Source organism: Variovorax sp. 20P10.2.4 (assembly GCF_058244205.1).
Genome location: NZ_JBZAYE010000039.1, coordinates 1 through 25,355, shown reverse-complemented (window position 1 = coordinate 25,355; position 25,355 = coordinate 1). Strand labels below are relative to the sequence as shown.

Annotated in this window: 30 protein-coding genes and 1 pseudogene; 15 read left to right on the top strand and 16 right to left on the bottom strand. The window is 69.7% G+C overall.

The window, feature by feature from the left end:
• From AC27VN_RS06410 to AC27VN_RS06395, 4 genes are all read left to right on the top strand, one after another.
• On the top strand, positions 1–744 hold a 744-nt coding region (locus AC27VN_RS06410), incomplete at its 5' end, for a Bug family tripartite tricarboxylate transporter substrate binding protein (protein WP_490876013.1).
• Between the two features lie 74 nt (positions 745–818).
• The gene (locus AC27VN_RS06405) at positions 819–1,409 is read left to right on the top strand and encodes a TetR/AcrR family transcriptional regulator (protein ID WP_490876012.1); all 591 of its coding nucleotides are present in this window, start codon (positions 819–821) and stop codon (positions 1,407–1,409) included.
• A gap of 90 nt (positions 1,410–1,499) precedes the next feature.
• The gene (locus AC27VN_RS06400) at positions 1,500–2,633 is read left to right on the top strand and encodes a thiolase family protein (protein WP_490876011.1); all 1,134 of its coding nucleotides are present in this window, start codon (positions 1,500–1,502) and stop codon (positions 2,631–2,633) included.
• A gap of 70 nt (positions 2,634–2,703) precedes the next feature.
• A complete protein-coding gene (locus tag AC27VN_RS06395; protein ID WP_208513318.1) occupies positions 2,704–3,177 on the top strand; it encodes a MaoC family dehydratase in 474 nt (157 codons plus the stop codon).
• A 3-nt stretch (positions 3,178–3,180) separates the two neighbouring features.
• On the opposite strand, the gene AC27VN_RS06390 is transcribed toward AC27VN_RS06395, so the two are convergent.
• Positions 3,181–3,993: a ferritin-like domain-containing protein gene (locus AC27VN_RS06390; protein ID WP_490876010.1), complete on the bottom strand. Its 813-nt coding sequence runs from the start codon at positions 3,991–3,993 to the stop codon at positions 3,181–3,183.
• A gap of 50 nt (positions 3,994–4,043) precedes the next feature.
• Between AC27VN_RS06390 and AC27VN_RS06385 the strand changes: the two genes are divergently transcribed.
• Positions 4,044–4,568: a gamma carbonic anhydrase family protein gene (locus AC27VN_RS06385; protein ID WP_490876009.1), complete on the top strand. Its 525-nt coding sequence runs from the start codon at positions 4,044–4,046 to the stop codon at positions 4,566–4,568.
• A 37-nt stretch (positions 4,569–4,605) separates the two neighbouring features.
• Complete coding sequence (gene hslO, locus AC27VN_RS06380; RefSeq protein ID WP_057595926.1) at positions 4,606–5,604, top strand: Hsp33 family molecular chaperone HslO; 999 nt, start codon at positions 4,606–4,608, stop codon at positions 5,602–5,604.
• 23 nt (positions 5,605–5,627) lie between these two features.
• Here the strand turns inward: hslO and AC27VN_RS06375 are convergent, their stop codons facing one another.
• Complete coding sequence (locus tag AC27VN_RS06375) at positions 5,628–6,497, bottom strand: NAD(P)-dependent oxidoreductase (RefSeq protein ID WP_490876008.1); 870 nt, start codon at positions 6,495–6,497, stop codon at positions 5,628–5,630.
• 30 nt (positions 6,498–6,527) lie between these two features.
• On the bottom strand, positions 6,528–7,319 hold the full coding sequence (locus tag AC27VN_RS06370; RefSeq protein ID WP_490876007.1) for an SDR family oxidoreductase: 792 nt from the start codon (positions 7,317–7,319) through the stop codon (positions 6,528–6,530).
• 94 nt (positions 7,320–7,413) lie between these two features.
• Here AC27VN_RS06370 and AC27VN_RS06365 point away from each other — a divergent pair, with 94 nt between their 5' ends.
• A complete protein-coding gene (locus AC27VN_RS06365) occupies positions 7,414–8,199 on the top strand; it encodes an AraC family transcriptional regulator (protein WP_256223034.1) in 786 nt (261 codons plus the stop codon).
• Here the strand turns inward: AC27VN_RS06365 and AC27VN_RS06360 are convergent.
• Entirely contained in the window at positions 8,196–9,086 is an 891-nt protein-coding gene (locus AC27VN_RS06360; RefSeq protein ID WP_093354619.1) for a LysR family transcriptional regulator, read from the bottom strand. The genes AC27VN_RS06365 and AC27VN_RS06360 overlap by 4 nt on opposite strands.
• Before the next feature lie 119 nt (positions 9,087–9,205).
• On the opposite strand from AC27VN_RS06360, the gene AC27VN_RS06355 reads away from it, so the two are divergent.
• Complete coding sequence (locus tag AC27VN_RS06355; protein ID WP_490876006.1) at positions 9,206–10,129, top strand: DMT family transporter; 924 nt, start codon at positions 9,206–9,208, stop codon at positions 10,127–10,129.
• Here the strand turns inward: AC27VN_RS06355 and AC27VN_RS06350 are convergent, their stop codons facing one another.
• From AC27VN_RS06350 to pyrG, 7 genes are all read right to left on the bottom strand, one after another.
• Positions 10,130–11,107 (bottom strand): hypothetical protein, encoded by a 978-nt coding sequence (locus tag AC27VN_RS06350; protein WP_490876005.1) that lies wholly within the window; start codon positions 11,105–11,107, stop codon positions 10,130–10,132.
• Positions 11,108–11,228: 121 nt separating this feature from the next.
• Complete coding sequence (locus AC27VN_RS06345) at positions 11,229–11,924, bottom strand: AAA family ATPase (protein ID WP_490876004.1); 696 nt, start codon at positions 11,922–11,924, stop codon at positions 11,229–11,231.
• Positions 11,921–12,541: a nicotinamide riboside transporter PnuC gene (gene pnuC, locus AC27VN_RS06340; RefSeq protein ID WP_093354629.1), complete on the bottom strand. Its 621-nt coding sequence runs from the start codon at positions 12,539–12,541 to the stop codon at positions 11,921–11,923. The genes AC27VN_RS06345 and pnuC overlap by 4 nt, the downstream gene beginning before the upstream one ends.
• Positions 12,542–12,596: 55 nt before the next feature.
• The gene (ftsB, locus tag AC27VN_RS06335) at positions 12,597–12,875 is read right to left on the bottom strand and encodes a cell division protein FtsB (protein ID WP_093354631.1); all 279 of its coding nucleotides are present in this window, start codon (positions 12,873–12,875) and stop codon (positions 12,597–12,599) included.
• Positions 12,876–12,991: 116 nt separating this feature from the next.
• Positions 12,992–14,275, bottom strand: coding sequence for a phosphopyruvate hydratase (gene eno / locus AC27VN_RS06330; RefSeq protein ID WP_057595934.1), 1,284 nt, complete (start codon positions 14,273–14,275; stop codon positions 12,992–12,994).
• Between the two features lie 28 nt (positions 14,276–14,303).
• Positions 14,304–14,594, bottom strand: coding sequence for a DUF1330 domain-containing protein (locus AC27VN_RS06325; protein WP_093354637.1), 291 nt, complete (start codon positions 14,592–14,594; stop codon positions 14,304–14,306).
• Positions 14,591–16,273, bottom strand: a complete 1,683-nt coding sequence (gene pyrG, locus AC27VN_RS06320; protein WP_208513325.1) for a CTP synthase — start codon at positions 16,271–16,273, stop codon at positions 14,591–14,593. The genes AC27VN_RS06325 and pyrG overlap by 4 nt, the downstream gene beginning before the upstream one ends.
• Before the next feature lie 179 nt (positions 16,274–16,452).
• On the opposite strand from pyrG, the gene coaBC reads away from it, so the two are divergent.
• From coaBC to AC27VN_RS06300, 4 genes are all read left to right on the top strand, one after another.
• Positions 16,453–17,676: a bifunctional phosphopantothenoylcysteine decarboxylase/phosphopantothenate--cysteine ligase CoaBC gene (gene coaBC / locus AC27VN_RS06315; protein WP_203201837.1), complete on the top strand. Its 1,224-nt coding sequence runs from the start codon at positions 16,453–16,455 to the stop codon at positions 17,674–17,676.
• Positions 17,676–18,140, top strand: coding sequence for a hypothetical protein (locus AC27VN_RS06310; protein WP_208513326.1), 465 nt, complete (start codon positions 17,676–17,678; stop codon positions 18,138–18,140). The genes coaBC and AC27VN_RS06310 overlap by 1 nt, the downstream gene beginning before the upstream one ends.
• Complete coding sequence (dut, locus tag AC27VN_RS06305) at positions 18,137–18,583, top strand: dUTP diphosphatase (protein ID WP_057595939.1); 447 nt, start codon at positions 18,137–18,139, stop codon at positions 18,581–18,583. The genes AC27VN_RS06310 and dut overlap by 4 nt, the downstream gene beginning before the upstream one ends.
• Positions 18,584–18,787: 204 nt before the next feature.
• Positions 18,788–19,288 carry an outer membrane lipoprotein gene (locus AC27VN_RS06300; protein ID WP_057595940.1) on the top strand — a complete coding sequence of 167 codons (501 nt, stop codon included), beginning with the start codon at positions 18,788–18,790 and terminating at the stop codon, positions 19,286–19,288.
• 78 nt (positions 19,289–19,366) lie between these two features.
• Here the strand turns inward: AC27VN_RS06300 and AC27VN_RS06295 are convergent, their stop codons facing one another.
• Positions 19,367–19,891 carry an FKBP-type peptidyl-prolyl cis-trans isomerase gene (locus AC27VN_RS06295; protein ID WP_490876003.1) on the bottom strand — a complete coding sequence of 175 codons (525 nt, stop codon included), beginning with the start codon at positions 19,889–19,891 and terminating at the stop codon, positions 19,367–19,369.
• Between the two features lie 14 nt (positions 19,892–19,905).
• Here AC27VN_RS06295 and AC27VN_RS06290 point away from each other — a divergent pair, with 14 nt between their 5' ends.
• The 3 genes from AC27VN_RS06290 (at position 19,906) to AC27VN_RS06280 (ending at position 21,920) form a co-directional block, all read left to right on the top strand.
• Positions 19,906–21,048: a JmjC domain-containing protein gene (locus AC27VN_RS06290; protein ID WP_490876002.1), complete on the top strand. Its 1,143-nt coding sequence runs from the start codon at positions 19,906–19,908 to the stop codon at positions 21,046–21,048.
• Positions 21,038–21,553 (top strand): hypothetical protein, encoded by a 516-nt coding sequence (locus tag AC27VN_RS06285; protein ID WP_490876001.1) that lies wholly within the window; start codon positions 21,038–21,040, stop codon positions 21,551–21,553. Before AC27VN_RS06290 ends, AC27VN_RS06285 begins: the two co-directional genes overlap by 11 nt.
• A 100-nt stretch (positions 21,554–21,653) precedes the next feature.
• Positions 21,654–21,920 carry a hypothetical protein gene (locus AC27VN_RS06280; protein WP_093354655.1) on the top strand — a complete coding sequence of 89 codons (267 nt, stop codon included), beginning with the start codon at positions 21,654–21,656 and terminating at the stop codon, positions 21,918–21,920.
• 98 nt (positions 21,921–22,018) lie between these two features.
• Here the strand turns inward: AC27VN_RS06280 and AC27VN_RS06275 are convergent, their stop codons facing one another.
• The 4 genes and pseudogenes from AC27VN_RS06275 to AC27VN_RS06260 all read right to left on the bottom strand — a co-directional run.
• Complete coding sequence (locus tag AC27VN_RS06275) at positions 22,019–22,795, bottom strand: MBL fold metallo-hydrolase (protein ID WP_093354658.1); 777 nt, start codon at positions 22,793–22,795, stop codon at positions 22,019–22,021.
• 5 nt (positions 22,796–22,800) lie between these two features.
• Entirely contained in the window at positions 22,801–23,883 is a 1,083-nt protein-coding gene (bamC, locus tag AC27VN_RS06270; protein WP_093354660.1) for an NlpB/DapX family lipoprotein, read from the bottom strand.
• A gap of 159 nt (positions 23,884–24,042) precedes the next feature.
• Entirely contained in the window at positions 24,043–24,933 is an 891-nt protein-coding gene (gene dapA / locus AC27VN_RS06265) for a 4-hydroxy-tetrahydrodipicolinate synthase (protein WP_082322177.1), read from the bottom strand.
• 91 nt (positions 24,934–25,024) lie between these two features.
• Positions 25,025–25,355 (bottom strand): annotated as a pseudogene (locus AC27VN_RS06260) (SAM-dependent methyltransferase); the annotation flags it as partial.

Here is a 25,355-nt window from a genome sequence, read left to right as displayed (position 1 = left end):
GACGCGGTGGCCAAGGCCGCGCCCGACGGCGCGACCCTGGGCTTCTCGGCCATCAGCCCGCTGGTGCTGAGCCCGCACCTGGGCAAGCTGCCCTTCGATCCGCTGAAGGACGTGGCGCCGGTGGCCAGCGTGATGTATTCGCCGGTGCTGCTGATCGCCACGCCCGCGAGCAAGGCGAAGGACTTCCGCGCACTGCTCGACGATGCCAGGGCCCATCCGGGCGCGGTGCGCTGGGCCACCTCGGGGCCGGCCTCGCTCGGGCACATCGTGCTCGAGCAACTGCGCTCGGCCGCCAACGTCGACATCACGCACGTGCCCTACAAGGGCGGCGGCCAGCAGCTCAACGATGCGCTGGGCGGGCAGTTCGAGATCCTCTCGACCAACGCCAGCCCTACGCTGGGCGCGCACATCCAGTCGGGCAAGCTGCGGCCGCTCGCGGTGGGCGCGCCGGCGCGGCTCGAGAGCCTGCCGCAGGTGCCCACGCTGGGCGAGCTGGGCTACAAGGCGGCCAACATCAACTCGCTGTTCGGCGTGTTCGCGCCGGCCGCCACGCCGCCGGCGCTGCTCGCGCGCTACAACGCCGAGATCAACAAGGCGCTGGCCAGCCCCGAGCTGCGCGCCAAGCTCACGGCCACCGACAACGTGCCCACGGGCGGCCCCGCGGCCGACTTCGCGAAAGAGATCGCCAGCGAGTTCGAGAGCAATGGCAGGATCGTGAAGGCGGCCGGCATCAAGGCCGACTGAGAACCCCACCGGCCGCGCGGGCTTGTCGCCCGCGCGATAGCCACTCCAATTTCCCTACCTTATAGTAGGTAGCCATGAGCAGCGTTTCCTCAGCAGCCCTCGCCACCGGCAGCACGCGCGACCAGATCCTGGGCGCGGCGCGCGAGCTCATCGCCACGCGCTCCTACCTGGGCTTCAGCTTCCAGGACGTGGCCGACGCGGTCGGCGTGCGCAAGGCCAGCCTCTACCACCACTTCCCGTCCAAGGAGGCGCTGGGCGTGGCCGTACTGCGCGACGCGATCCAGGGCTTCCGCCGCTGGGACGAGGCCAAGGCCCGCACGCCGCGCGAGTCGCTCGACGCCTATTTCCGCATGTACCGCAACGGCCTGCGCGCCGGCTCGGCGGTCTGTCCCGCGGGCGCGCTGGCCCCGGGCTGGGACTGCATCAACGACGAGCTGCGCCGCACGGTGCAGGAGCTGCGCCAGATGCAGGTGCTGTGGCTGACCGGCGTGCTCGGCGCGCTGGTGTCCGAGCGCGCCCAGGGTGCCGGCAGCGCCGGCCCCGCGGCGCTCGCGGCCTATGTGTTCGCGGTCTGCCAGGGCGCGCTGATCGCGGCGCGCATGACCGGCCGCGTGGAGGATTTCGACGACGCGGTCGCGCAACTGAGGAGTTCGCTGCCCGTCTGACGCCCCGGCATCCACCCGAAGGCACGCCCCGCGTGCCTCTTTTTTGACCTGTCAGCCTACCGATTGGATGGTAGTTTTTAGGAGCACATCATGAAAGCCGTCATTTCCGCCTATGCCCGTTCGCCGTTCCATTTCGCGAAGAAGGGCGCGCTGGCCGAGGTGCGTCCCGACACGCTGGCCGCCGACGTGGTCCGGGGCCTGCTGCAGCGCACCGACCTCGATCCCGCGTTGCTCGAGGACATCGTCCTGGGCTGCGCCTATCCCGAGGCCTCGCAGGGCAACAACCTCGCGCGCATCGTCGGCCTGCTGGCCGGCCTGCCGCACGAGGTGGGTGGGATGACCGTCAACCGCTTCTGCGGCTCGTCGATGCAGGCGGTGCACATCGCGGCCGCGCAGATCGAGGCCGGCATGGGCGAGGCCTTCCTCTGCGTGGGCGTCGAGTCGATGAGCATGGTGCCGCAGGGCGGCTTCAACTTCTCGCCGAGCCCGGAGCTGCTGGCCGACACCGACGCCTACATCTCGATGGGCGAGACCGCCGAGAACGTAGCGCAGCGCTGGAACGTGAGCCGCGCCGACCAGGAGGCGCTGGCGGTCGAGTCGCACCGCAAGGCCGCGGCCGCGCGCGAGCAGGGCCGCCTGGCCGGCGAGATCGTGCCGGTGCGCCTGGCCTCGGGCGAACTGGTTGAGGCCGACGGCTGCATCCGTCCCACCACCTCGGCCGAGGCACTGGCCAACCTCAAGCCGGCCTTCCGCCCCGACGGCGTGGTGACGGCCGGCACCTCGTCGCCGCTGACCGACGGCGCGGCCGCGGTGCTCGTGACCAGCGATGCCTTCGCCGAGCGCCATGGCCTGAAGGCGCTGGCGCGCATCAGGTCCTTCGCCACCGTGGGTGTCGATCCCGCGATCATGGGCATCGGCCCGATCCCCGCCACGCGCAAGGCGCTGGCGCGCGCCGGCCTGAGCGTGGCCGACCTCGACGTGGTCGAGATCAACGAGGCCTTCTCCTCGCAGGCGCTGGCCTGCATCCGCGACCTCGGGCTCGACCCGGCCACGGTCAACCTCGACGGCGGCGGCCTCTCGATCGGCCATCCGCTGGGCGCGACCGGCGCGCGCATCACGGGCAAGGCGGCTTCGCTGCTGGCGCGCGAGAACGGCCGCTATGCGCTGGCCACGCAGTGCATCGGCGGCGGGCAGGGCATCGCGACCATCCTCGAGCGCGTCTGAGCGTCCACGCGACACGACGCGGCACGGTGGCGACAATGCCGCCGTGCCATCAGCGAAGGAGGAACGCACCATGACCGACACCACCGCCACCACCCGCGCCAAGCTCTACCTCGACGACCTCGCCGTGGGCGACCGCTTCACCAGCGGCGAATACGCGCTCGACGCCGAGAAGATCAAGGCCTTCGCGCTGCAGTTCGACCCGCAGCCCTTCCACACCGACGAGGAGGCCGCCAAGCGCACCTTCTTCGGCGGCCTGGCCGCGAGCGGCTGGCACACGGCGGCCGTGACCATGCGCCTGCTGGTCGACAGCGGCATCCCGCTGGCCGACGGCATCATCGGTTCGGGCGGCGACGAGATTCGCTGGCCGCAGCCCACGCGCCCCGGCGACGTGCTGCACGTGGTCAGCGAGATCGTCGAGATCGTGCCCTCGCGTTCCAAGCCGGGCCGCGCGATGGTCCGCGTGCGCTGCGAGACGCGCAACCAGCGCGGCGAGGTGCTGCAGCACTTCTCGCCCAAGCTGGTGGTGATGAAGAAGCCGGATTGACTCCTAGGCGGCGCTGCCGCCGCCCAGCGCCTTCAGTTCCTCGTCGCTGAAGCCCGCGCGCGTGCGCGCCTCGAGGTTGAACGGCGGCTTGAGCCGCGGCGCCTCGTAGCGCGCCACGAGCTCGGGGTAGGCGGCCTCGGCGTCGATGCCCGCGCGCTCGCAGAGCCAGCGGTACCAGTGGTTGCCGATCGCCACATGGCCTACCTCGTCGCGCAGGATGATGTCGAGGATCTCGACCGCGCGCAGCGCATCGGGCGTGTTCACGCGCTTGAGCTTGGCCTGGATCAGCGGCGTGGCATCGAGCCCGCGCGCCTCGAGCGTGCGCGGCACCAGCGCCATGCGCGCGAGCACGTCGTCACGCGTCTTCTCGCACATGCTCCACAGGCCGTCGTGGCCCGTGAAGTCGCCATAGCGCCAGCCCATGGTCTGCAGGTGCGCATGCAGCAGCGTGAAGTGCTGCGCCTCCTCGTCGGCCACGCGCAGCCAGTCCTGGTAGTAGCGCGCGGGCATGCCGTCGTAGCGCCAGGCGGCGTCGAGCGCGAGGTTGATGGCGTTGAACTCGATGTGGCAGATCGAATGGACCAGCGCCGCGCGGCCCTCGGTGTTGAACGGCGAGCGCTTGCCCACCGCCATGGCCGACACGCGCAGCGGGCGCTCGGGCCGGCCCGGTACGCCGAGCTCGTCGCCGGGCACGCGCACGGGGTCGTCTGCTATGGTTTCGCTAGCGATGTGCGTTGCCAGCGCGCGGGTTGCCGCCACTTTCTCTTCGGGGTCGGTGAGGCGCAGCGCGGCCAGGGCGCTCAATCGGGGGTGCATCCCTACAATTCTAGGTTTCACCCCTCTTTCCCTTTCCGGAGACTCCCACGATGGCCCTCTATGAACTCGACGGCGTGGCGCCGCAACTCGGCGACGGCGCCTGGGTCGCCGACAGCGCCGAGGTGATGGGGCGCGTGATGCTGGCCGAGAACGCGAACGTCTGGTTCGGCGCCGTGCTGCGCGGCGACACCGAGGCCATGACCATCGGGCGCAACAGCAACATCCAGGACCTGTCGGTGCTCCATTGCGACATCGGCTGCCCGCTGACCGTGGGCGAGAACGTCACCGTGGGCCACCAGGTCATGCTGCACGGCTGCACCATCGGCGACAACACGCTGATCGGCATGCAGGCGGTGGTCTTGAATAACGCGAAGATCGGCCGCAACTCGATCGTCGGCGCCGGTGCGCTCGTGACCGAGGGTTCGGAATTCCCCGACAACTCGATGATCCTGGGATCGCCCGCCAAGGTGGTGCGCACGCTCGACGAAGCGGCCGCCGCCAAGCTGCGCCAGGGCGCGGAGCACTACGTCAAGAACGCCCGCCGCTTTGCGGCCGGCCTGAAGAAGATCGCCTGAGCCTGCGCGCGAGGGCACCCGAAGAAAGAACCCCGTTGTGAGCGAGCTGCATAAATTCCTGTTCGATGGCCTGCCGGTGCGCGGCATGATCGTGCGCCTGACGGACGCCTGGCAGGAGATCCTCGCGCGGCGCGCCTCCAACACCGCCACCGGCGCCTATCCGCCGCCGGTGGTCGAGCTGCTCGGCGAGATGACGGCCGCGGCCACGCTGATGCAGGCCAACATCAAGTTCAACGGCGCGCTGATCCTGCAGATCTTCGGCGACGGCCCCGTGAAGGTGGCCGTGGCCGAGGTCAAGCCCGACCTGAGCCTGCGCGCCACCGCCAAGACCATCGGCGAGCTGCCGGCCGATGCGCGGCTGCCCGACATGGTCAACGTGAACAACAAGGGCCGCTGTGCGATCACGCTCGACCCCAAGGACAAGCTGCCGGGCCAGCAGCCCTACCAGGGCGTGGTGCCGCTGTTCGGCGACGAGGGCGAGAAGCTCGGCAAGCTCAGCGAGGTGCTGCAGCACTACATGCTGCAGAGCGAGCAGCTCGACACCACGCTGGTGCTGGCGGCCGACGACAAGGTGGCCGCGGGCCTGCTGATCCAGCGCCTGCCGGTCAAGGGCGAGGGCAACCTCGAGGGCACCTCGCCGGCCGATCGCGACCAGGCGAACGAGGACCAGATCGGCCGCAACGAGGACTACAACCGGATCTCGATCCTGGCCTCGACGCTCACGCGCGAGGAGCTGCTCACGCTCGACGTCGAGACCATCCTGCGGCGCCTGTTCTGGGAAGAGAAGCTGCTGCGCTTCGAACCGCAGCGCGGCATGCTGGGCCCGCATTTCGCCTGCACCTGCGGCCGCGAGCGCGTGGCGCAGATGATCCGCGGCCTCGGCGCCGAGGAGGCCGAGAGCATCCTCGCCGAGCGCGGCGACATCGAGGTGGGCTGCGACTTCTGCGGCAAGCAGTACCGCTTCGACGCGGTCGATGCGGCGCAGATCTTCCGCCCGCCGGGCGACCAGATTCCCGGCACGCCGGTGGTGCAGTAGGCCGGTGCGCCGGTGCCGGGCGCTCAGCCCGGCTGGCGCAGCACCTTGACCATCGCCGCGAGCCGCTCGTCCGCATAGCCGGCCGCGAGCGCGCGGTCGAACCAGCCCATGAGGAAATCGGGAAAGCCCGTGTCGAGCCGCGCCTCGCGCGCCTGCCGCACGAACAGCCGTCCCGAGCCCGCGCAGGTCGCCATCGAGCTCTCGGGTTCGCCATAGCTCTGGTCGTGGATGCTCTCGCCCTCGGCGCGGATCATCTCGCCGATCACGGGCGAGATGGTGCCGATCATTTGCGCGAAGTCCCGCACCGGCAGCTGTTCCGATTCGAAGATGCGCACGCCGTGGAAGAAGCCGGCCATCGCACCGAACATGCACGACAGCGTGGCCAGGTCCCAGGCGGCGGCGTTGCCGATCGGCTCGCCCAGGTAGGCGATGTGGCCCGCGATGGCCTCGAGCACCGGCCGGCAGGCCGCGAGCGCGCGCTCCTCGCCGGAGATGAACAACGGCGTGTCGGGCCGGCCGATCTGCGAGGGCGTGGCGAGCAGCGCGCCGTCGAGGTAGGCCACGCCGTCGAGTCGCGCCCAGTCGTCGCGCGCATCCTGCGGCGTGCCGGTGCTCAGCTGCACCAGCACCTTGCCGCGCAGCGCCTCGGCCACGCCCGGCTGCGCGAGGATCGCGCGCCAGGCCGCGTAGTCGGCCACGCAGACCAGCACGATGGGGCTGGCGGCGACGGCCGCGCGTGCATCGGCGGCGAGCACGGTGCCCTGGCCGAGCAGCGCTTCGGCGCGGCTCGGCGTGCGGTTCCACAGCGTGAGCGTGTGGCCACGCTGCAGGGCGCGCGCGAGCGCGATGCCCATCGGGCCGAGGCCGATCAGGGAGACGTCGGTAGGGGTCATGGTTGCTTCCAGCATGGATCGGGGATGCATTCAGTCGTGCGCCGGGCTGAGGTTCTGGCCCAGGCCGCCGTCGACCGTGAGCCGCGCGCCGGTGGTGAAGGTGGCGTCGAAGGCCAGGAACAGCACCGCGCGCGCCACTTCCTCGGCGCTGCCGTGGCGCCGCATCGGCGTGATCTGGTCGCCCAGGCGCACGAACTCCGCGCGCTCGGCGGGCGTGGCATCGGCCACGCCGAGCGTGGGCGTGTCGATGAAGCCCGGGCTCACCACGTTGACGCGGATGCCGCGCCCGACCAGCTCGGCCGCGAAGCCCGAGGCCAAGGAGCGCAGCGCGGCCTTGGTCGCGCTGTAGACGCCCATGCCGTGCATGCCGCCCTCGTCGGCGATCGACGAGGTGAAGACGATGGAGGCGCCGGGCTTCATCAGCGGCGCGAGCTTCTGCACCGTGAAGAAGGCGCCCTTGGTGTTGATCGCGAAGGCACGGTCGTAGCCGGCCTCCGTGACCTGCTCGAAGGGCTCGAGCGTGGCGATGCCGGCGTTGATGTGCAGCAGGTCGACGTGGCCCAGCGTCGCGCGCGCGGTGGCCGCGAGCGCATCGATGTCGGCCAGCGAGGCGGCGTCGCTCGCCAGCACCTGCGCCTGCGGGCCCAGCGCGTGCCGCGCGGCCTCGAGGTTCTTCGGATTGCGCCCGGTCAGGATCACGCGGGCACCGCCCGCGAGCAGGGCCTGGGCCGTGGCCAGGCCCATGCCGATGGTGCCGCCCGTGATGACGGCGGTCTTGCCGAGGTAGCGGGTGTTGCTGTCGTGGTGGAGAGTGGTGTTCATGGCCGCGATGATTCCGCGCGCATCGCGCACGGTCGCGCACGATCGGGCAGCCCCGAGCACGAACGGACGACGGCGCGCGGCCGATAATGGCCCGATGAGCGACACCGACCTGCGCATCGAACTGCGGCAGACGCCCGCCGGCATCGTCGGCTACGAGCCGCTGCCCGAGCACCGTATCAAGCTCCACGTGGGCGCGCCGGTGGCCGGCGCCTGCCAGTTCCACCGCTTCCTCTACACGCGCGGCGACCTCGACATCGTGCCCGCGGGCGTGAGCGACGTGTGGCACGAGGAGGCCGCGAGCACCTCGCTGATGCTGCGCGTGTCGACCGCGCTGCTGCGCCGCACGGCCGACGAGATGGGGCTGCCCGCCGAGTGCGCCACGCTCGCGCAGCGCCACCAGTTCCGCGATGCCCACATCGAGCACATCGCCTGGGCCCTCGACGCAGAACGTCGCGCCGGCTTTCCCAACGGCACCCTGTACGCCGACAGCCTCGGCACCGCGCTCGCCGTGCACCTGCTGAGCGGCCAGCGCCGCCCCGAGCCCGTGCCCGCGCGCGGCCTCACGCGGCCACAGCTGCGCCGCGTGACCGAGCACATCGAGGCCCACCTCGACGGCGATCTTTCGCTGTCCTCACTGGCCGACGTGGCGGGCCTCAGCGCCTCGCACCTCAAGACCCTGTTCAAGCGCTCGACCGGCCTGCCGGTGCACGAGTACGTGGTGCACCGCCGCGTCGACCGCGCGCGCGGCCTGCTGCTGCGCAGCGACCTGCCCGCGAGCCAGGTGGCGCTGGAGAGCGGCTTCTCGCACCAGAGCCACATGGCGCGCTGCATGCGGCGCGTGCTCGGCGTGACGCCGGGCGAGGTGCGGCGCGCCGGCTAGGCGTCGTCCAACGGGGCGTTCTTCGTCTCGTTGCTTTCCAGCAGCACGGAAGACAGCGCGAGGATCTTGGTCTGGGGCGCGTCGCGCAACCAGACCAGCCTCGTCTTGGCACGGCCGAACTTCGCTGGCAGCGGATGGACGCTGAGCCGGTCGCGCTCGGCGTAGCTGTCGAGCACGCTGTGCGGAATCAGCGCGATGCCCATGCCGACCGCGACGCAGCCCAGGATCAGGTGGTAGGAGCCCGCCTCCACGATCCGGCCCGGCGTGACGCGGCCGCGCAGGAACCAGTCCTCGAGCCGCTTGCGGTGCGGGCAGCCGGGGTGGAAGGCGAGGATCGTCTTCGACGACAGGTCCTTCGGCGATGCGATGCTGCCGTGCTTTGCTTCGGCGACGATCACCAGTTCCTCGTCATAGATCGCGAGGGTTTCCAGCCTGCGGTCCGGGATCGGATCGGTGATGAGGGCGGCGTCGAGGTCCGCACGGAGGACCTGCTTGATCAGCTCGCGCGGATCGCCCGAATAGAGTTCGAGGGCCACGTCCGGATAGCGATCGTGGAAGCGCCCCAGCGGCTCCGGCAGGCGGGCAGCGGCCGTGCTTTCCATCGCGCCCAGGCGCAGCACGCCGCTGGGCCGATCGGACTGGATCGCCTGGACCGCTTCCTTCGCGAGGTCCAGCATGCGGTCCGCGTAGCCGACCAGTATCTTGCCCGCGGGCGAAAGCTGGAGGCGGCGCCCTTCGCGCAGGAACAGCTGCACGCCCAGTTTTTCTTCGAGCACCTGGATGCGCGCGGTCACGCTCGACTGTGCGCGGTGAAGGGTTTCCGCCGCCCGCACCACGCCGCCGGTGCGGACCACGGTCCTGAAGATCTGCAGATCCGAGAACTCCATACATCGCTTTCCCTGAACGGTTCGTTCTCCATTTGTCGTTTTCTTGCGAGCGCCATTCTCTTTAGAGTTCTCTGCAACTTCAACAAGGCACGGGCCTGAACCAGGCACCAGGGAGCGTCATGAAAATGGGAGTCGTGGAAGAGGCCGGTGCGCCGGCGGCGCGCCGATCGCTGGTCATCGGCGTGTTCTGCGGCCTCGCGGTGGCGCTGATCTGGTCGAGCTGGTCGGTCGCCACGCGGTTCGCCGTGACCACCAGCCTCGGGCCGCACGACGTGACCTTCCTGCGCTTCGGCGTCTCGGCGTTTTTCCTGTGGCCGGTGCTCGCTCGGAAGGGGTTGGGCGTTGCACAGATCGGTATGGTTCGCCTGTCGATCATGGTCCTCGGCGCGGGCGTGCCCTTCATGCTGCTGGGTTCGGTGGGCATGCAGTTCGCACCGGCCTCGCATGTCGCCACGCTCATGATCGGAACGATGCCGATCTGGGTGGCGGTGCTGTCGGGCCTGCTGTTCGGCGAGCGATTCACGCGGCGGCAATTGGGCGGGATGGCGACCGTCGTCGCCGGTGTGCTGTGCATCGGCGGCTATGCACTGCTGGCCGATCGCGCTGCGGGAGAGTGGCGAGGAGACCTGCTGTTCCTGCTCGCGGGCCTTTGCTTCGCGAGCTTCACCGTCGCGCAGCGCCGTTCGGGCATCAGCCCCTGGCATGCAACGGCGCTCGTCAACGTGTGTTCCGCCGTGCTGTTCACGCCGGTCTACTTCTTCGGGCTCACGCCGAACATCTTCACGGCGCCTCCATCGGCCGTCGGCTTCCAGGTCGTCGCCCAAGGGATCCTGGTGGCGATCCTCGGGATGTATTTCTACACGGAGGCCGTGCGTCGATTGGGGGCGCCCAGGGCCGCCATCTTCGGTGCGCTCGCGCCTGCGCTGGCCGTGCTGATCGGCGCAGTGTTCCTCGGGGAAGTACCGGCCTGGCTCACGCTGGTGGGAATCGGGCTCGTGATGAGCGGTGTCGCTCTGGTGGTGACGGGCGCGGCGCGTCGCTAGCTAGCGAAGGCTGCTGTCGAAGCCCCCGAAGAAGATGTCCGGCGCGCTCGTGTTGTGCTTCGACGGCAGGCTGCGGCCGAAGCGGAACTGCGTGCCCTCGAGCGTCTTCACCTCGGGCAGCGGCGTCGCGATCGGCGGCGCCTCGGATGCGGCCTGCCAGCGCACCTCGCTGACGTCGGCGTTGTCGGGCGTCACGTACATCGAGCGCAGCACGGCAAAGGGCCGTGCCTCGCGCGTGGGGGCCGAGAAGCGCACGTCGAGCGCGGTGCGTTCGCGGCTGATCTCCTCGACGTTGGCGACGGCGCTGCCGCCGCGCGCGAAGCGCAGGTGGATCGACAGCGGCTTCGGCACGATGCGGATCGAGGCGATGTCGACCACCGGCCGGCCGGCCTGCTCGACCGGGCCGAGCAGGAACGAGGAGCCGTAGACGCCGTCGCCGAAGCGCGCCTCGGGCAGGGGCTTGATGCGCCAGTAGCCGTCGGACGGATAGAGCACCAGCGCCTCGAGCGCCTTGCCGTTTTCCTTGCGGAACACCTGCAGCAGGTGGAAGCCGCGGTCGCTGACGGTGCCCACGCGCACCGGCACGCGCTGCGGCCGCCAGAAGCTCGCGAGCGTCATGCCGACGATGCGCCACTGCGCGTTGTCGAGCAGTACCACGGTGCGCGGCTCGAAGCGGTGCGCGGGGTCGGTGGGATGCTCGCCGCCGTCGAAGTTGCAGCCCGAGAAGTCGGGCGCGGTGACGTCGTTGCCGATGCTGTCGAGGTAGGACGGCTGCAGCGCCTCGATGCGCAGCCGCCGGATGCCTTCGCCGCGCAGCACCAGCGAGACGTTGTCCTCCTCGGCGCAGGCGGTGGGCGTGGTGCCGTTCTCGACCGTGGCGCGCAACGGGGCCGCGCTGGCGGCGGCGCCGACCAGCACCGAGGCCGCGAGTGCGGTGGCGAGGAGGGCGGCGGTGCGGAAGCGGCGGCGAAGAGGCATCGGGTCTCCAGGCAAGAGGAAGAGGGGAAACAACGGCAACAGGCAACGGACGCCGAAGCTTAGAGGATGGCGCGGCGCCGGCCCGCGCCATGTCGGAGGGCACCGCGCGGGCGCGGCGGCCTCACTCGCGGCGCGCGAGCAGGTCGGTGAACAGGCGGTGCTCGCACTCGGGATCGGAGCACTTGTCGCAGGACCAGGTCCAGCCTTCGCCCGCCGTGGCGGCACCGCGATCGGGCACCACGGCATCGCGTCCGCCGTCGCGCGACAGGCCGCCGCGGTCGGCCACGCTCTGGATCGCGCGCCAGGCGCTGGCCAGCCGTTCGCTGCCGCTGCCATGCACCACGGTGTAGGCTACGCCCGCGCTGGCGAGCGCGCGGCGCACCATCGCGTCGACCGGCTCGCGCACATGCGGGCCGTCGCGCATCTCGTCGGCCACCCAGGGCAGGTCGAGCGCGGTCAGCAGGGTGATCGCGCAGCGCTGCTGAGCCGCGAGCGCATCGGGGTAGAGGGTGGTGTCGGCGAACAGCAGCTCGCTGTAGACGGCGGTCATGACGGCCGTGGTGTCGGCCACCGCCACGCCGAGCGCGGCCGCGGCATCGATGCGGCGGGTCTGCTCCTCGGCGATGGCCTGCTGCTCGTCGGCACGCGGCGTGCGGCCTTCGCGCTCGCACCATTCGCGCAGGTATTCGCCGACGAAGGTGGCGTGGATGCCGCGCTCGTTCATGCGCTGCACGAGGGCGCGCGCGAGCTCGGTCTTGCCGGTGCTCTCGGCGCCGAGCAGCGCGACGATGCAGCCGGTGGGCAGCACGGGCGTCATGCGGCGGCCGCCCTCGGCAGCCGCTGGCGCCAGGCCAGGTAGCCGGCCACGCTGAGCGCCGCGAACACGGCGTACAGCCCGACCGTGAGCCACAGGCCCTTGTGGACGAAGAGGCCGATGCTGACCAGGTTGACGGCCAGCCACACGACCCAGTTCTCGATGAACTTGCGCCCGAGCAGGAACTGGCCGACCAGGCTCAGGCCGGTGGCGAAGCCGTCCCACCAGGGCACGTCGGTGTCGGTGAAGCGGCGCAGGAAGAGGGCGACTGCGGGCCAGGCCAGCGCGCAGGCCAGCAGCGCGAGCGCGAGGCCGCGGCGCGAGAGGCGGCTCACGCGCAGCGCCGAGCCGTCGGCCCGGTGGCCGCGCAGCCACTGCAGCCAGCCCCAGAAGGCGACGACGGCGAAGAAGACCTGCAGCGAGGCGTCGCCATAGATCTTCGCCTGCGCGAACACGCCCACGTAGAGCAGCGAGCTGACGATCGCCAGCGGCCAGCCCCAGTGGATCTCGCGCATGTTGCAGCCAACCATGGCCAGTGCCAGCACGGCGGCCACGCATTCGAGCCAGGTGACGGGAGAGCCCCAGAGCGCGAAGGCGGGGGCGGAGAGGAGTTCGGGCATCGGCTGGGCGGCGTGCACGGCGCGCCGAGGGCTCGGCGAGAGCGGCCCGCGTGGATCAGTGGGCGATCTGGACGAAGACCTCGTTGGGCTTGACCATGCCCAGCTCCTGGCGGGCACGTTCCTCGACCATCTCGAGGCCGTCCTTGAGGTCGTTGACCTCGGAGGCCAACCGCTCGTTGGTGATGGCGGCCTTGGCGTTCGACTCCTTCTGCGAGGCCAGCTTGGCCTGCAGCTGCGCCACGTCGCGCACGCTGCCGCGCCCGTTCCATAGCTGCCACTGGAGGATGGCCAGCAGCACGAGCAGAACGATGGGAGGAATGAAGCGCGCGCGCATGGTCCGCGGACTTTACCCGCGCTCCCCGCACGGCCCGCCAGGGACGGCGCATCGCCGATCCGCGAAATGCGGAAAAAGCGGCAATGCGCGCGGCTCTTCGGGCCGGGGAGGGGGCATCACTTGAGGTTGTAGAACGCGCCGCGGCCCGGGTAGACGGCGATGTCGCCGAGGTCTTCCTCGATGCGCAGCAGCTGGTTGTACTTGGCGATGCGGTCCGAACGCGAGAGCGAGCCGGTCTTGATCTGGCCGGCGTTGGTGCCCACGGCGATGTCGGCGATGGTGCTGTCCTCGGTTTCGCCCGAGCGGTGCGAGATCACGGCCGTGTAGCCGGCGCGCTTGGCCATCTCGATCGCGGCGAAGGTCTCGGTCAGGGTGCCGATCTGGTTGATCTTGATCAGGATCGAGTTGGCGATGCCCTTCTCGATGCCTTCCTGCAGGATCTTGGTGTTGGTGACGAACAGGTCGTCGCCCACCAGCTGCACGCGCTTGCCCAGGCGTTCGGTCAGGTGCTTCCAGCCGTCCCAGTCGCCTTCGTGCATGCCGTCCTCGATGCTGATGATCGGGTACTTGTCGACCCAGGTCGCCAGCATGTCGGTCCAGTTCTCGGCCGACAGCGAAAGGTTCTCGCCCGACAGCACGTACTTGCCGTCCTTGTAGAACTCGCTGGCGGCGCAGTCCAGGCCCAGCGCGATCTGCTCGCCGGCCACGTAGCCGGCCTTGTCGATGGCTTCGAGGATCAGCTGGATCGCCGCTTCATGGCTCTCGACGCTCGGCGCGAAACCGCCTTCGTCGCCCACGGCGGTGCTGATGCCGCGGTCGCCCAGGATCTTCTTGAGCGCATGGAACACCTCGGCGCCGTAGCGCACGGCTTCGCGGAAGCTCGGTGCGCCCACGGGGATGATCATGAACTCCTGCAGGTCCAGGCTGTTGTTGGCGTGCGCGCCGCCGTTGATGACGTTCATCATCGGCACCGGCATCTGCATGCCGCCCATGCCACCGAAGTAGCGGTACAGCGGCAGGCCCGATTCCTCGGCGGCCGCGCGGGCCACGGCCATCGACACGGCCAGCGTGGCGTTGGCACCCAGGCGGCCCTTGTTGTCGGTGCCGTCGAGGTCGATCATCGTGCGGTCGAGGAAGGCCTGTTCGCTGGCATCGAGGCCGAGCACGGCTTCGGAGATCTCGGTGTTGATGTTCTCCACCGCCTTGAGCACGCCCTTGCCGAGGTAGCGCTTCTTGTCGCCGTCGCGCAGCTCGATGGCTTCGCGCGAACCGGTGGATGCGCCCGAGGGCACGGCCGCGCGGCCCATGGTGCCCGATTCGAGCAGCACGTCGCACTCGACGGTGGGATTGCCGCGGCTGTCGAGGATCTCGCGGCCGACGATGTCAACGATTGCACTCATCTTCTTTTCTTTCTCCAGTAAAAACGGATCACAGACCTTCGACGACGATCATGCGCATGATCGCGGCGCCCTGGCGCGACTCGCGCGCCTTGCCGTATTCGGGCGAACTGTTGAACTGCTTCGCGGCCTCGACGCTCGGGAACTTGAGGATCACGATGCGCTGCGGCGCCCAATCGCCCTCGAGCACCTCGACCTTGCCGCCACGCACGCAGACCTCGGCGCCATGCGCCTGCATGGCGGCGGTCGACCACTTCTTGTACTCCTCGTACTGGGTCGGATTGGTCACCTCGACGTTGGCGATGATGTAGGCGCTGGTCACGCGACGGCCTTCAGCGTCTTGCCCGCATTGCCGGCGCCCTGGCCCTTGTGGTCGAGCGCGGCCTTGATGAAGGCGTTGAACAGCGGATGGCCGCTCCACGGCGTCGACTTGAACTCGGGGTGGAACTGCACGCCCATGAACCAGGGGTGCACGTCCTGCGGCAGCTCGACGATCTCGGTGAGCTGTTCGCGCTGCGTGAGCGCGGAGATCACGAGGCCGGCCTTGCGCAGCTGGTCGAGGTAGTTGACGTTGGCTTCGTAGCGGTGGCGATGGCGCTCGGTGACCACGTCGCCGTAGATGCTGTGGGCCAGCGTGCCGTCGGTCACGTCGGAACTCTGCGCGCCCAGGCGCATGGTGCCGCCGAGGTCGGACTTCTCGTTGCGCACCTTGATCGTGCCGTCGGCGTCCTTCCACTCGGTGATCAGCGCGATCACGGGGCAGGAGGTCTCGGGGTCGAACTCGGTGCTGTTGGCATCGGGCAGGCCGGCGACGTGGCGCGCGTATTCGATGGTGGCGACCTGCATGCCCAGGCAGATGCCGAGGTAGGGCACCTTGCCTTCGCGCGCGAAGCGGGCCGCGAGGATCTTGCCCTCGACGCCGCGCTGGCCGAAGCCGCCGGGCACGAGGATCGCGTCGTACTTGGCCAGGCGCGAGACGTCCTGCGCGGTGATGGTCTCGGAGTCGACGTAGTCGATCTTCACGCGCGCATGGTTCTTCATGCCGGCGTGGCGCAGCGCCTCGTTGAGCGACTTGTAGCTGTCCGACAGGTCGACGTACTTGCCGACCATGGCGATCGCCACTTCCTGCTGCGGATGCTCGACCTCGTAGACGAGTTCGTCCCAGCGCGAGAGCTTGGCCGGCGGCGTGTTGATGCGCAGCTTGTCGCAGATCAGGCCGTCGAGGCCCTGCTCGTGCAGCATGCGCGGCACCTTGTAGATGGTGTCCACGTCCCACATCGAGATCACGCCCCATTCGGGCACGTTCGAGAACAGCGAGATCTTGGCGCGCTCGTCGTCGGGGATCGGGCGGTCGGCGCGGCACAGCAGGGCGTCGGCCTGGATGCCGATCTCGCGCAGCTTCTGCGCCGTGTGCTGCGTGGGCTTGGTCTTGAGCTCGCCGGCGGCGGCGATCCAGGGCACGTAGCTCAGGTGCACGAAGGCCGAGTTGTTCGGGCCCATGCGCAGGCTCATCTGGCGCACGGCCTCGAGGAAGGGCAGCGACTCGATGTCGCCCACGGTGCCGCCGATCTCGACGATGGCCACGTCGACCTCGTGCGCGGTGCCGATGCCGGCGCCGCGCTTGACGTATTCCTGGATCTCGTTGGTGATGTGCGGGATCACCTGCACCGTCTTGCCGAGGTAGTCGCCGCGGCGTTCCTTCTCGAGCACGGTCTTGTAGATCTGGCCGGTCGTGAAGTTGTTGGCCTTGCGCATGCGCGTCGTGATGAAGCGCTCGTAGTGGCCGAGGTCGAGGTCGGTTTCAGCGCCGTCGTCGGTGACGAACACCTCGCCGTGCTGGAACGGCGACATCGTGCCGGGGTCGACGTTGATGTAGGGATCGAGCTTGATGAGGGTGACTTTGAGGCCGCGCGATTCGAGGATCGCGGCCAGCGAGGCGGAGGCGATTCCCTTGCCGAGGGAAGACACCACACCACCGGTGACGAAGACAAATTTGGTCATGCCAGTTCCGGACGCGAGGACCGGGCAGTGGGAAATTGAGATTATAGGTGTGCCCCCGGCGACACCCGGCGCGGGTGGACACTGTTACCTCGCCCGGCGCGGGACATCGGGGCCGCCGCGAACGACCGTTCGCCCCAGGGCGCGGCGGGGATGCGCGGGTCATTACACTCCGCCCCACCATGCAAGACCTCGCCGGCAAACACATCGTTCTGGGACTCACGGGCGGCATCGCCTGCTACAAATCGGCCGAGTTGTGCCGGCTGTTCGTGAAGGCGGGGGCCACGGTCCAGGTCGTCATGACCGAATCGGCCGAGCAGTTCATGACGCCGGTCACGATGCAGGCGCTGTCGGGCCGCCCCGTCTACACCTCGCAGTGGGACGCGCGCGAGCCCAACAACATGCCGCACATCAACCTGAGCCGCGAGGCCGACGCGATCGTGCTCGCGCCCTGCAGCGCCGACTTCATCGCGCGCCTGGTGCAGGGCCGCTCCGACGAGCTGCTGAGCCTGCTGTGCCTGGCGCGCCCGCGCGACCGCGTGCCGCTGCTTCTCGCGCCCGCCATGAACCGCGAGATGTGGATGCATCCCGCGACCCAGCGCAACCTGGCGCAGGTGGCGGCCGATGGCGCCACCGTGCTCGGCGTGGGCAACGGCTGGCAGGCCTGCGGCGAGACCGGCGACGGCCGCATGCTCGAGCCGGCCCAATTGCTGGAAGACATCACCGCCTTCTTCCATCCCAAGCTGCTCGCGGGCCAGCACCTGCTGGTGACGGCCGGACCGACCTTCGAGGCACTCGATCCGATCCGCGGCATCACCAACCACTCGTCGGGCAAGATGGGTTTCGCCATCGCCCGCGCCGCGCGCGAAGCCGGCGCCGAGGTCACGCTGGTGGCCGGGCCGGTGCACCTGCCGACGCCGCGCGGCGTCACCCGCATCGACGTGCGCTCGGCGCAGGAGATGCTCGCGGCGACCGTCGGCGCATCCTCGCGTGCTAGCGTTTTCGTAGCAACGGCGGCGGTCGCCGACTGGCGTCCCGCGACCCAGAGCGACCAGAAGATCAAGAAGGACGGCAGCGGCAAGACGCCGGTGCTCGAGTTCGTCGAGAACCCCGACATCCTGCTGACCGTGGCGCGCGGCGAGCGCGCGCAGGCGAAGAAGCTGTTCTGCGTGGGCTTCGCGGCCGAGAGCGAGAACCTCGTCGCGCATGCCAAGGCCAAGCGCGAGCGCAAGGGCATCCCCTTGCTGGTGGGCAATATCGGCCCGCTGACCTTCGGCCAGGACGACAATGCGCTGCTGCTCGTGGACGCCGATGGCGTGCGCGAACTGCCTCGCGCGCCCAAGCTCACGCTGGCGCGCGAGCTCATGACGGAGATCGCGGCGCGGCTGCCCGACTGGAGGGTCTGATGAAGGCTGAATGGAACACTCCGCCCAATGGCGACTTCGTGCGCTATGTCGAGGGGCTGACGGCCCAGGCCGCGAGGAACCTCGGGCGCGGCCAGACGGACGTGACCGGCGAACACGGGCTCGACGTCGGCATGACGCCGAGCGCGGGACCGGGCGCGGTGGTGCCGCCGGCGCAGGCCCGCGCGCGCGCCGCTGCCACCAATGCCGCCAAGTCCGAATCCGCGCAGGGTGGGCCCTTCGGCGCGCTCACCAAGCCCCTCCTCGGCGCGGCCGGCGTGGCCTTCGTGATCCTGTGGTCGGTCGGCGTGCCGATCTACGTGCTGGTGGTGCTGGCCGGCCTGGCGTTCTGGTTCGCCGGCAAGCTCAAGACGCTGGCCTTCCCGGGCGCGGCCAAGTGGCAGCAGGTGCTCGAGCAGGCGAACCGCCGCGAGACAGAATCTCAACAAGGAAAAGCAAGCAAGTGAAAGTCGACGTCCGCATCCTCGATCCCCGCATGGTGGAGCAGTTGCCCACCTACGCCACACCCGGCAGCGCGGGGCTCGATCTCAGGGCCTGCATCGATGCGCCCGTCACGCTGGAGCCCAATGCCTGGCAACTGGTGGGCACCGGCATCGCGATCCATCTCGGCGACCCGGCCTACGCGGCGATGATCCTGCCGCGCTCGGGCCTGGGCCACAAGCACGGCATCGTGCTGGGCAACCTGGTCGGGCTGATCGACAGCGACTACCAGGGTGAGCTCAAGATCAGCGCCTGGAACCGCAGCGACACGCCCTTCGTGCTGCAGCCGATGGAGCGGCTCGCGCAGCTGGTCATCGTGCCGGTGGTGCAGGCGAAGTTCCATGTCGTCACCGAGTTCGCGCCCACGCAGCGCGGCGAGGGCGGCTACGGTTCCACCGGCAAGCACTGACCGGCAGCTGACTGCAGCGATGCGCAACCGCGCGCAACGGCGCGTATCGCGGCGGTAAAGAAAGGAACCTCGGAAGCGGGGCGGGGCTCACAGGTTTCAGCTTGTGTCCTTGCGTCATCGCCGTGGCCACTGCGGCGTTGAACACACAGGCGGGTGCGCCGCTCCATCGCATGGCGCACCGTTCTTTCCGAGGAGCCTTTCAACATGAAGATCTCAATGCGCTTCGTTTCCGTCACCGCATCCGTGCTGGCCCTGGCCACGCTCACTGCCTGCGTGGCACCCGCACCGGTCTACCAGACCTCCCGCTATCCCTACCAGCCGCCGCCGCAGGCCGTGCCTTACCGCGAGGCCGCTTACGTCGAGTACGGCCACGTGGCGAACATCGAGGTGCTGCGCAGCGAGACCGCCGGCACCGGCACCACCGGTGGCGGTGCCGTGGCCGGTGGCGTCATCGGCGGCGTGGTGGGCAACCAGTTCGGCCGCGGCAACGGCCGCGCGGCGGCCACCGCGCTCGGCGTGATCGGCGGCGCGCTGCTGGGCAACACCATCGAGGCGCAGCAGAACGGTCCGCGTGCCTACGAGAGCTACCGCATCTCGGTGCAGACCGACCGCGGCGGCTACCGTGCCTTCGACGTGCAGCACCCGGGCGACCTGCGCATCGGCGACCGCGTGCGCATCGACAACGGCCAGCTCTCGCGCATGTAGGTCGGCATCGGCGTCACGTCGCGCCAGCCAAGGAAAAGCCGGGCATTGCCCGGCTTTGTCGTTGATGCGATCGAGGGATCAGTGCAGCGTGTCGTTGCCCGGCGAGACCGGCTGCACCTTGAAGAAGGCCGTGCCCGCGGTGCCGCGGCCGATCTCCTCCTCGGTGGCTCCGCGCACCGAGCGCACGAGGATGTCGAGCCGGATCGCGATGCCCGCCAGCGGATGGTTGCCGTCGAGCACGAGGTGCTCGGGGTAGATCTCGGACACCGTGTACATCGAATCCTTCGGGATGTTCTCGCTCACGCCCGCGGGTAGCGCGCTGCCCTCGAAGGTCATGCCTTCCTCGGTGCCCTCTGGGAACAGGGCGCGCGGCTCGAGGAAGAGCAACTGGTCGTTGAAGTCGCCGAAGCCCTGTTCGGGCTCGACCTGCAGCTGGATGCGGTCGCCGGGCTCATGGCCCTGCAGGGCCGCCTCGATCACGTCGAACAGATCGTCGCCACCGATCAGGAATTCGACCGGTTCGTCGAGCACGTCCAGCACATCGCCGAGCGTGTCTTTCAGGGTCCAGGTCAGGCCGACCACGCATTGTTCAGAGATTTCCATTGCAGAATTCTCCCATGGAGATCACAACACCGCTGCCCCTGCTGGGCGGCCTGAGCGCCGCGCAGTTCATGCGGCGGCACTGGCAGAAGAAACCGCTGCTGGTTCGACAGGCGGTACCCGACATGGTGCCACCCATCGACCGCGCCGCGCTGTTCGCGCTGGCCGAACGCGAGGAGGTCGAGTCCCGGCTGATCCGCCATGGCAAGACCGGCTGGAGCCTGAAGCACGGCCCGCTGCCGCGCCGTTCGCTGCCCTCGCTGAAGCAGGCCGCTTGGACCTTGCTGGTGCAGGGCGTGGACCTGCACCACGAGGGCATCCATGCGCTGCTGCGGCAGTTCAGCTTCCTGCCCGACGCGCGGCTCGACGACCTGATGATCAGCTACGCGAGCGACGGGGGCGGCGTGGGCGCGCATTTCGACAGCTACGACGTGTTCCTGCTGCAGGCGCAGGGCCGGCGCCGCTGGTCCATCGGCAAGCAGGGCGACCTGCGGCTGCAGCCCGACGTGCCGCTCAAGATCCTCGAGCGCTTCGAGCCCGAGCAGAGCTTCGTGCTCGAGCCCGGCGACATGCTCTACCTGCCGCCGCGCTACGCGCACGACGGCGTGGCGGTCGGCGGCGACTGCATGACCTTCTCGATCGGGCTGCGTTCGCCGTCCGCGGGCGAGCTCGGTGCCGACCTGCTGGCGCGCATCGCGCAGGCCCATGCCGACGAACTCGAGGACGCGGGCCCATCGGCCGCCGTGCGCTACCGCGATCCTGCGCAGCCCGCGGTCGAGGCGCCCGGCGCCATGCCCGCCGCGCTGCAGGCCTTCGCGCGCAAGGCGGTCGAGATGGCGCTGCGCGACCCCGACGCGATCGACCGCGCGCTCGGCGAATCGCTGACCGAGCCCAAGGCCAGCACCTGGTTCGACGAAGGCGGGGAGGCGCCCGACGCGTTGCGCGCGGTGCGGCTGGACCGCCGCACGCGCATGCTCTACGACGCGCGTCATCTCTACATCAACGGCGAGAGCTTCCGCGCGGGCGGGGCCGATGCCACGCTGATGCGGCGCCTCGCCGACCGGCGCGCGCTCGGGCCACGCGAGCTCGCGAAGGCCAGCGACGATGCGTTGTCGCTGCTGGCCGAATGGTGCGAGGCGGGCTGGCTGCATGCCGAGTGACACCGCGTCGCCGTCGCCGCTGCCCGAGGGCCGCTTCGACGGCCGCGAGGACTTCGACCGGCTGCTGCGCACCGCGCTCGTGTCGGCCGCGCAGCAAGGCTGGAAGGAACTGATCTTCAGCGACCCCGACTTCGCCGACTGGCCGCTGGGCGAGCGCGCGAGCATCGAGGCGCTGCAGGCCTGGTCGGCCAGCGGCCGCAGGCTGGTGCTGCTGGCCGAGCGCTTCGATGGCGTGGAGCGCCGGCATGCGCGCTTCGTCGGCTGGCGTCGCAGCTGGGACCACATCGTCGAATGCCGCGCGTTGCGCGTGTCGCCGACACAGGCCGGCAGCGGCGTGCCGAGTGCGCTGTGGACACCGTCGTGGTTCCTCCATCGCATCGATGTCGAACGCAGCCGCGGTCTCGCCAGTGCCGATGCGCGCACGCGCAGTGCCTTGCGCGAGTCGATCGAGGAATGCTGGCGCCAGGCCCGGCCCGCCTTTCCCGCGAGCACGCTGGGCTTGTAAGCCAATGCCGCGAATCCCGCGGCCAGACATAAGAGCGACAGCATGCGGGTCTAGAATTTTTTTCGTCCCTCAAGACCTTCATTGCCAAAGGAGCCTTTTCATGAAGAAGACAACGTCCGTCCTGCTCGCCTCGCTGCTCGCCGCTTCCGCCCTGGTGGCTTGCGGCAAGAAGGAGGATGCGGCGCCCGCCGTGACCACGCCGCCGCCCGCGCCCGTGACCGAGCCCGCACCGGCCCCCGCGCCCGCACCTGCCGCATCGGCGCCGTCGATGGGCGCCTCGGCACCATCGGCCGCCGCATCGTCGGCACTCGATGCGGCCAATGCCGCGACCGAAGCCGCCAAGAAGGGCGAAGCGCCGAGCAAGTAAGCCGTCGCCGCACACGAAGCAAAGCCGCCTCAGGGCGGCTTTCTTCATGGGGCTTTCAATCGCCTTTCAATCGGCTGCCGATCGCGCGGCACGCGCGCTCAGACGTCGAGCCAGGGCGAGCCTTCGGCCGCGCTCGCGGTGAGCATCTCGGCTTCGTTGCCGCCGAGTGCCTGCGCCATCAACTGGCGCACGATCTCGGGCCGGTTGTTCTGTTCGCTCAGGTGCGCCGCGACCACATGGCGCAGCCCGTCGTGCAGCACCGCGCGCGCGATCTCCGCGGCGGCCTGGTTCGAGAGGTGGCCGTAGTTGCCGCCCACGCGCATCTTCAGGAACGGCGGATAGGCCGAGTTGGCCAGCAGCTCGCTGTCGTGGTTGAACTCCAGCAGCAGCGAATGCGCGCCGCTCAGGCGCGCGAGCACGTGGGCGGTGGCATGGCCGAGATCGGTCAGCACGCCGAGCGTGCGGTTGCCGTCGGTGCAGCGCAGCTGCAGCGGCTCGCGCGCATCGTGCGGCACGGTGAAGGGATGCACCGAGAGCTCGCCGACCGCGAAATCCTCGTCGTCGCGCGCGATGTGCAGCTGCCCTTCGAAGTCGCGCCCGCCCGTGGCCAGCCAGGTGCCTTCGCTCATCCAGACGGGAATGCGGTTGCGCCGCGAGAGGGTGTGGGCGCAGCCGATGTGATCGCCGTGTTCGTGCGTGACGAAGATGGCATCGATGTCGCTCGCGGCGAGCCCGGCGCGGGCCAGCCGCTGATCGAGCTGGCGGATGCCGAAGCCGCAGTCGATCAGGAGCCGGGAGGTGCGGCCGCCGCTGGTCGCCTCGACCAGCGCGGCATTGCCCGTGCTGCCGCTGCCGAGGCTTCGGAAGCGGAGCATGGGACTTACTTCAGGTCGTCGGCGATGACCTTGACGATGCGCTCGGCATTGGCCGAGGTCTCGGGCGCGCCGGCTTCGTTCTGCACCGACACCGTGCTGCTCTCGCCCTGGCTCTTGATCAGGATGCGGAACTTGAGCGGCGACTCGGTCTTGCTCGAGCTGAACAGCTTGCCGAAGAAGCCGGGCTCCTTCTTGTCGGGGTTCGGCGGCACGTAGCGCACGAAGTAGACGCCGGCGCTGCGGTCGCGGTCTTCCACCGTGAAGCCGGTGCGGTCGAGCGCGAGGCCGACGCGGCGCCATGCGCGGTCGAAGCCGTCGCTGAGCTGCACGATCGGCTGGCCGCCGACGTTGGCCACGCGCGCGGTCTGCACCGGTGCCGCGGCGGCGGTGGCCGCGACCTGCTTGGCCTGCTCCTGCGAGACGCCGAGCTTGACCATCAGGCGGCGCAGGAATTCGGCTTCGAGCTCGGGGTCGGAGGGACGCGGCTGCCAGACGGTCTGGTCCTGGCGCGTGTTGGTGTAGACCTCCTGCATGCCGCGGTGGCTGATGTAGATCTCGGTGCCGTTCGCCGTGCGCTCCATGCGGGTGCGGAAGCGGTCGAGTTCGCCGGTGGAGTAGATCGAGTCGACCAGCTTGCCCAGCGTGCCGCGGATGATGTCCTGCGGCAGCTTGGCGCGGTTCTCGGCCCAGTCGGTTTCCATGATGCCGAGGTTGCGCTGCTCGGTGGTCAGCAGGAAGCCGCTTTCCTGCCAGAAGTCCTTGACCGGCTCCCAGAGCTGGTCGGGCGAGCGGTTGACGACCAGCCAGCGCTGCGTGCCGGTGCGTTCCAGGCGCACGTCGCCGAGGTTCGAGACGGCGGTGGGCACGCCCGGCGCGTTGGCGACGCCGGTCTGGTAGGCATTGGCGGTCACGGCACCGCCGGGGATGTTGTAGCGGTTGTCACGCGAGAGCTGCGACAGGTCGGGCGGCACTTCGAGCGTCGGGGCCTTGCCGGCGCTCTTGTAGTCGATCTTGTCGCTCTCGAGAACGGAGCAGGCGGCGAGGCTGGCGACGAGGGCCAGGAGTGCGAATCGCGAGAGGTACTTCAACGTCGTCTTCCTTGTTGGAATGGTTCGGTCAATCGATGGGCCGCTGTGCCCGCCCGTTCTGAGCTCGGTTCAGGCAAAAGGTTGCTTAACCTCGGACGCGGCAGGGTAAAAGAAGATCGTGGAGGGAATGTGGAGGTGGCGAGGGCGCGGTGGCGCGCATCAGTCCTTGAGCAGCCCGGTCGCGCGCAGCGCGGCCTCGACCGCCGGACGGCTGGCCTCGGAGAGCTCGGTCAGCGGCAGCCGCAGCGCACCGCCGCAGAGGCCGAGGCGGGACATGGCCCACTTGAGCGGAATCGGATTCGGTTCGACGAACAGGTTGCGGTGCAGCGGCATCAGTTCGAACTGGATCTGCATCGCGCGCTTCACGTCGCCCGCGAGCGCGGCCACGCAGAGCTCGTGCATCTTGCGCGGCGCCACGTTGGCCGTGACGCTGATGTTGCCCTTGCCGCCGCACAGCATGAGCGCCACGGCGGTCGGGTCGTCGCCCGAGTAGACGGCGAAGCGCTCGGGCAGGTCGCGGATCAGCCACTGGGCGCGTTCGATGTTGCCGGTGGCTTCCTTGATGCCGATGATGCCGGGCACCTGGGCCAGGCGCAGCACGGTGTCGTGCGCCATATCGGCGACGGTGCGGCCGGGCACGTTGTACAGCACGGTGGGCAGGTCGCCCACGGCTTCGGCGATGGCCTTGAAGTGCTGGTACTGGCCCTCTTGCGTGGGCTTGTTGTAGTAGGGGACGACCTGGAGCTGGGAATTGGCGCCCACGCCCTTGGCGAACTTGGCGAGCTCGATCGCTTCCTTGGTCGAGTTGGCGCCGCAGCCGGCCATGACGGGCACGCGGCCCCGGGCCTGTTCGACCGACACGCGGATGATTTCGCAGTGCTCTTCCACGTCGACCGTGGGCGATTCGCCGGTGGTGCCGACGACGCCGAGGCAGTCGGTGCCTTCGTCGATGTGCCAGTCGATCAGCCGGCGCAGCGCGGGATAGTCAACGCTGCCGTCGTCGTGCATCGGCGTGGCCAGCGCGACGATGCTGCCTGTGAGTTGCTCCAAGGGGGAATCTCTTTGTCGTGGACGAAAGCACGCATTCTAATAGCGCACCCCCTGCCCGCCACCCGGGCGGCCCCGGGTCGCGAGGGGGTGGTCAGGCGGCCTTCAGCGGATGGCGCGCCGGCAGGTCCGCCGCGACGGCGGGCGCCCGGACCGCCGCGATGCGCTGCACGAAGCGCGCCGGCTCGCTCAGGAAGCCGTCCTCGTAGGCCACCACGCGCAGCCCGTCGCAGGCGGCCAGCAGCTCGCCCGGTCGCAGCAGGAAGTCGGGCCGCGAGGGCTTGCCCACGCCCTCGTTGCCCGCCGCGAAGGTCTCGTAGAGCAGCACGCCGCCGGGCGCCACGGCCGCGACGATGTCGGGCAGCCGCGCCCGCCACAGGTAGTTGGTGACGACCACCGCGCCGAAGCCCCGGCCGGCGAAGGGC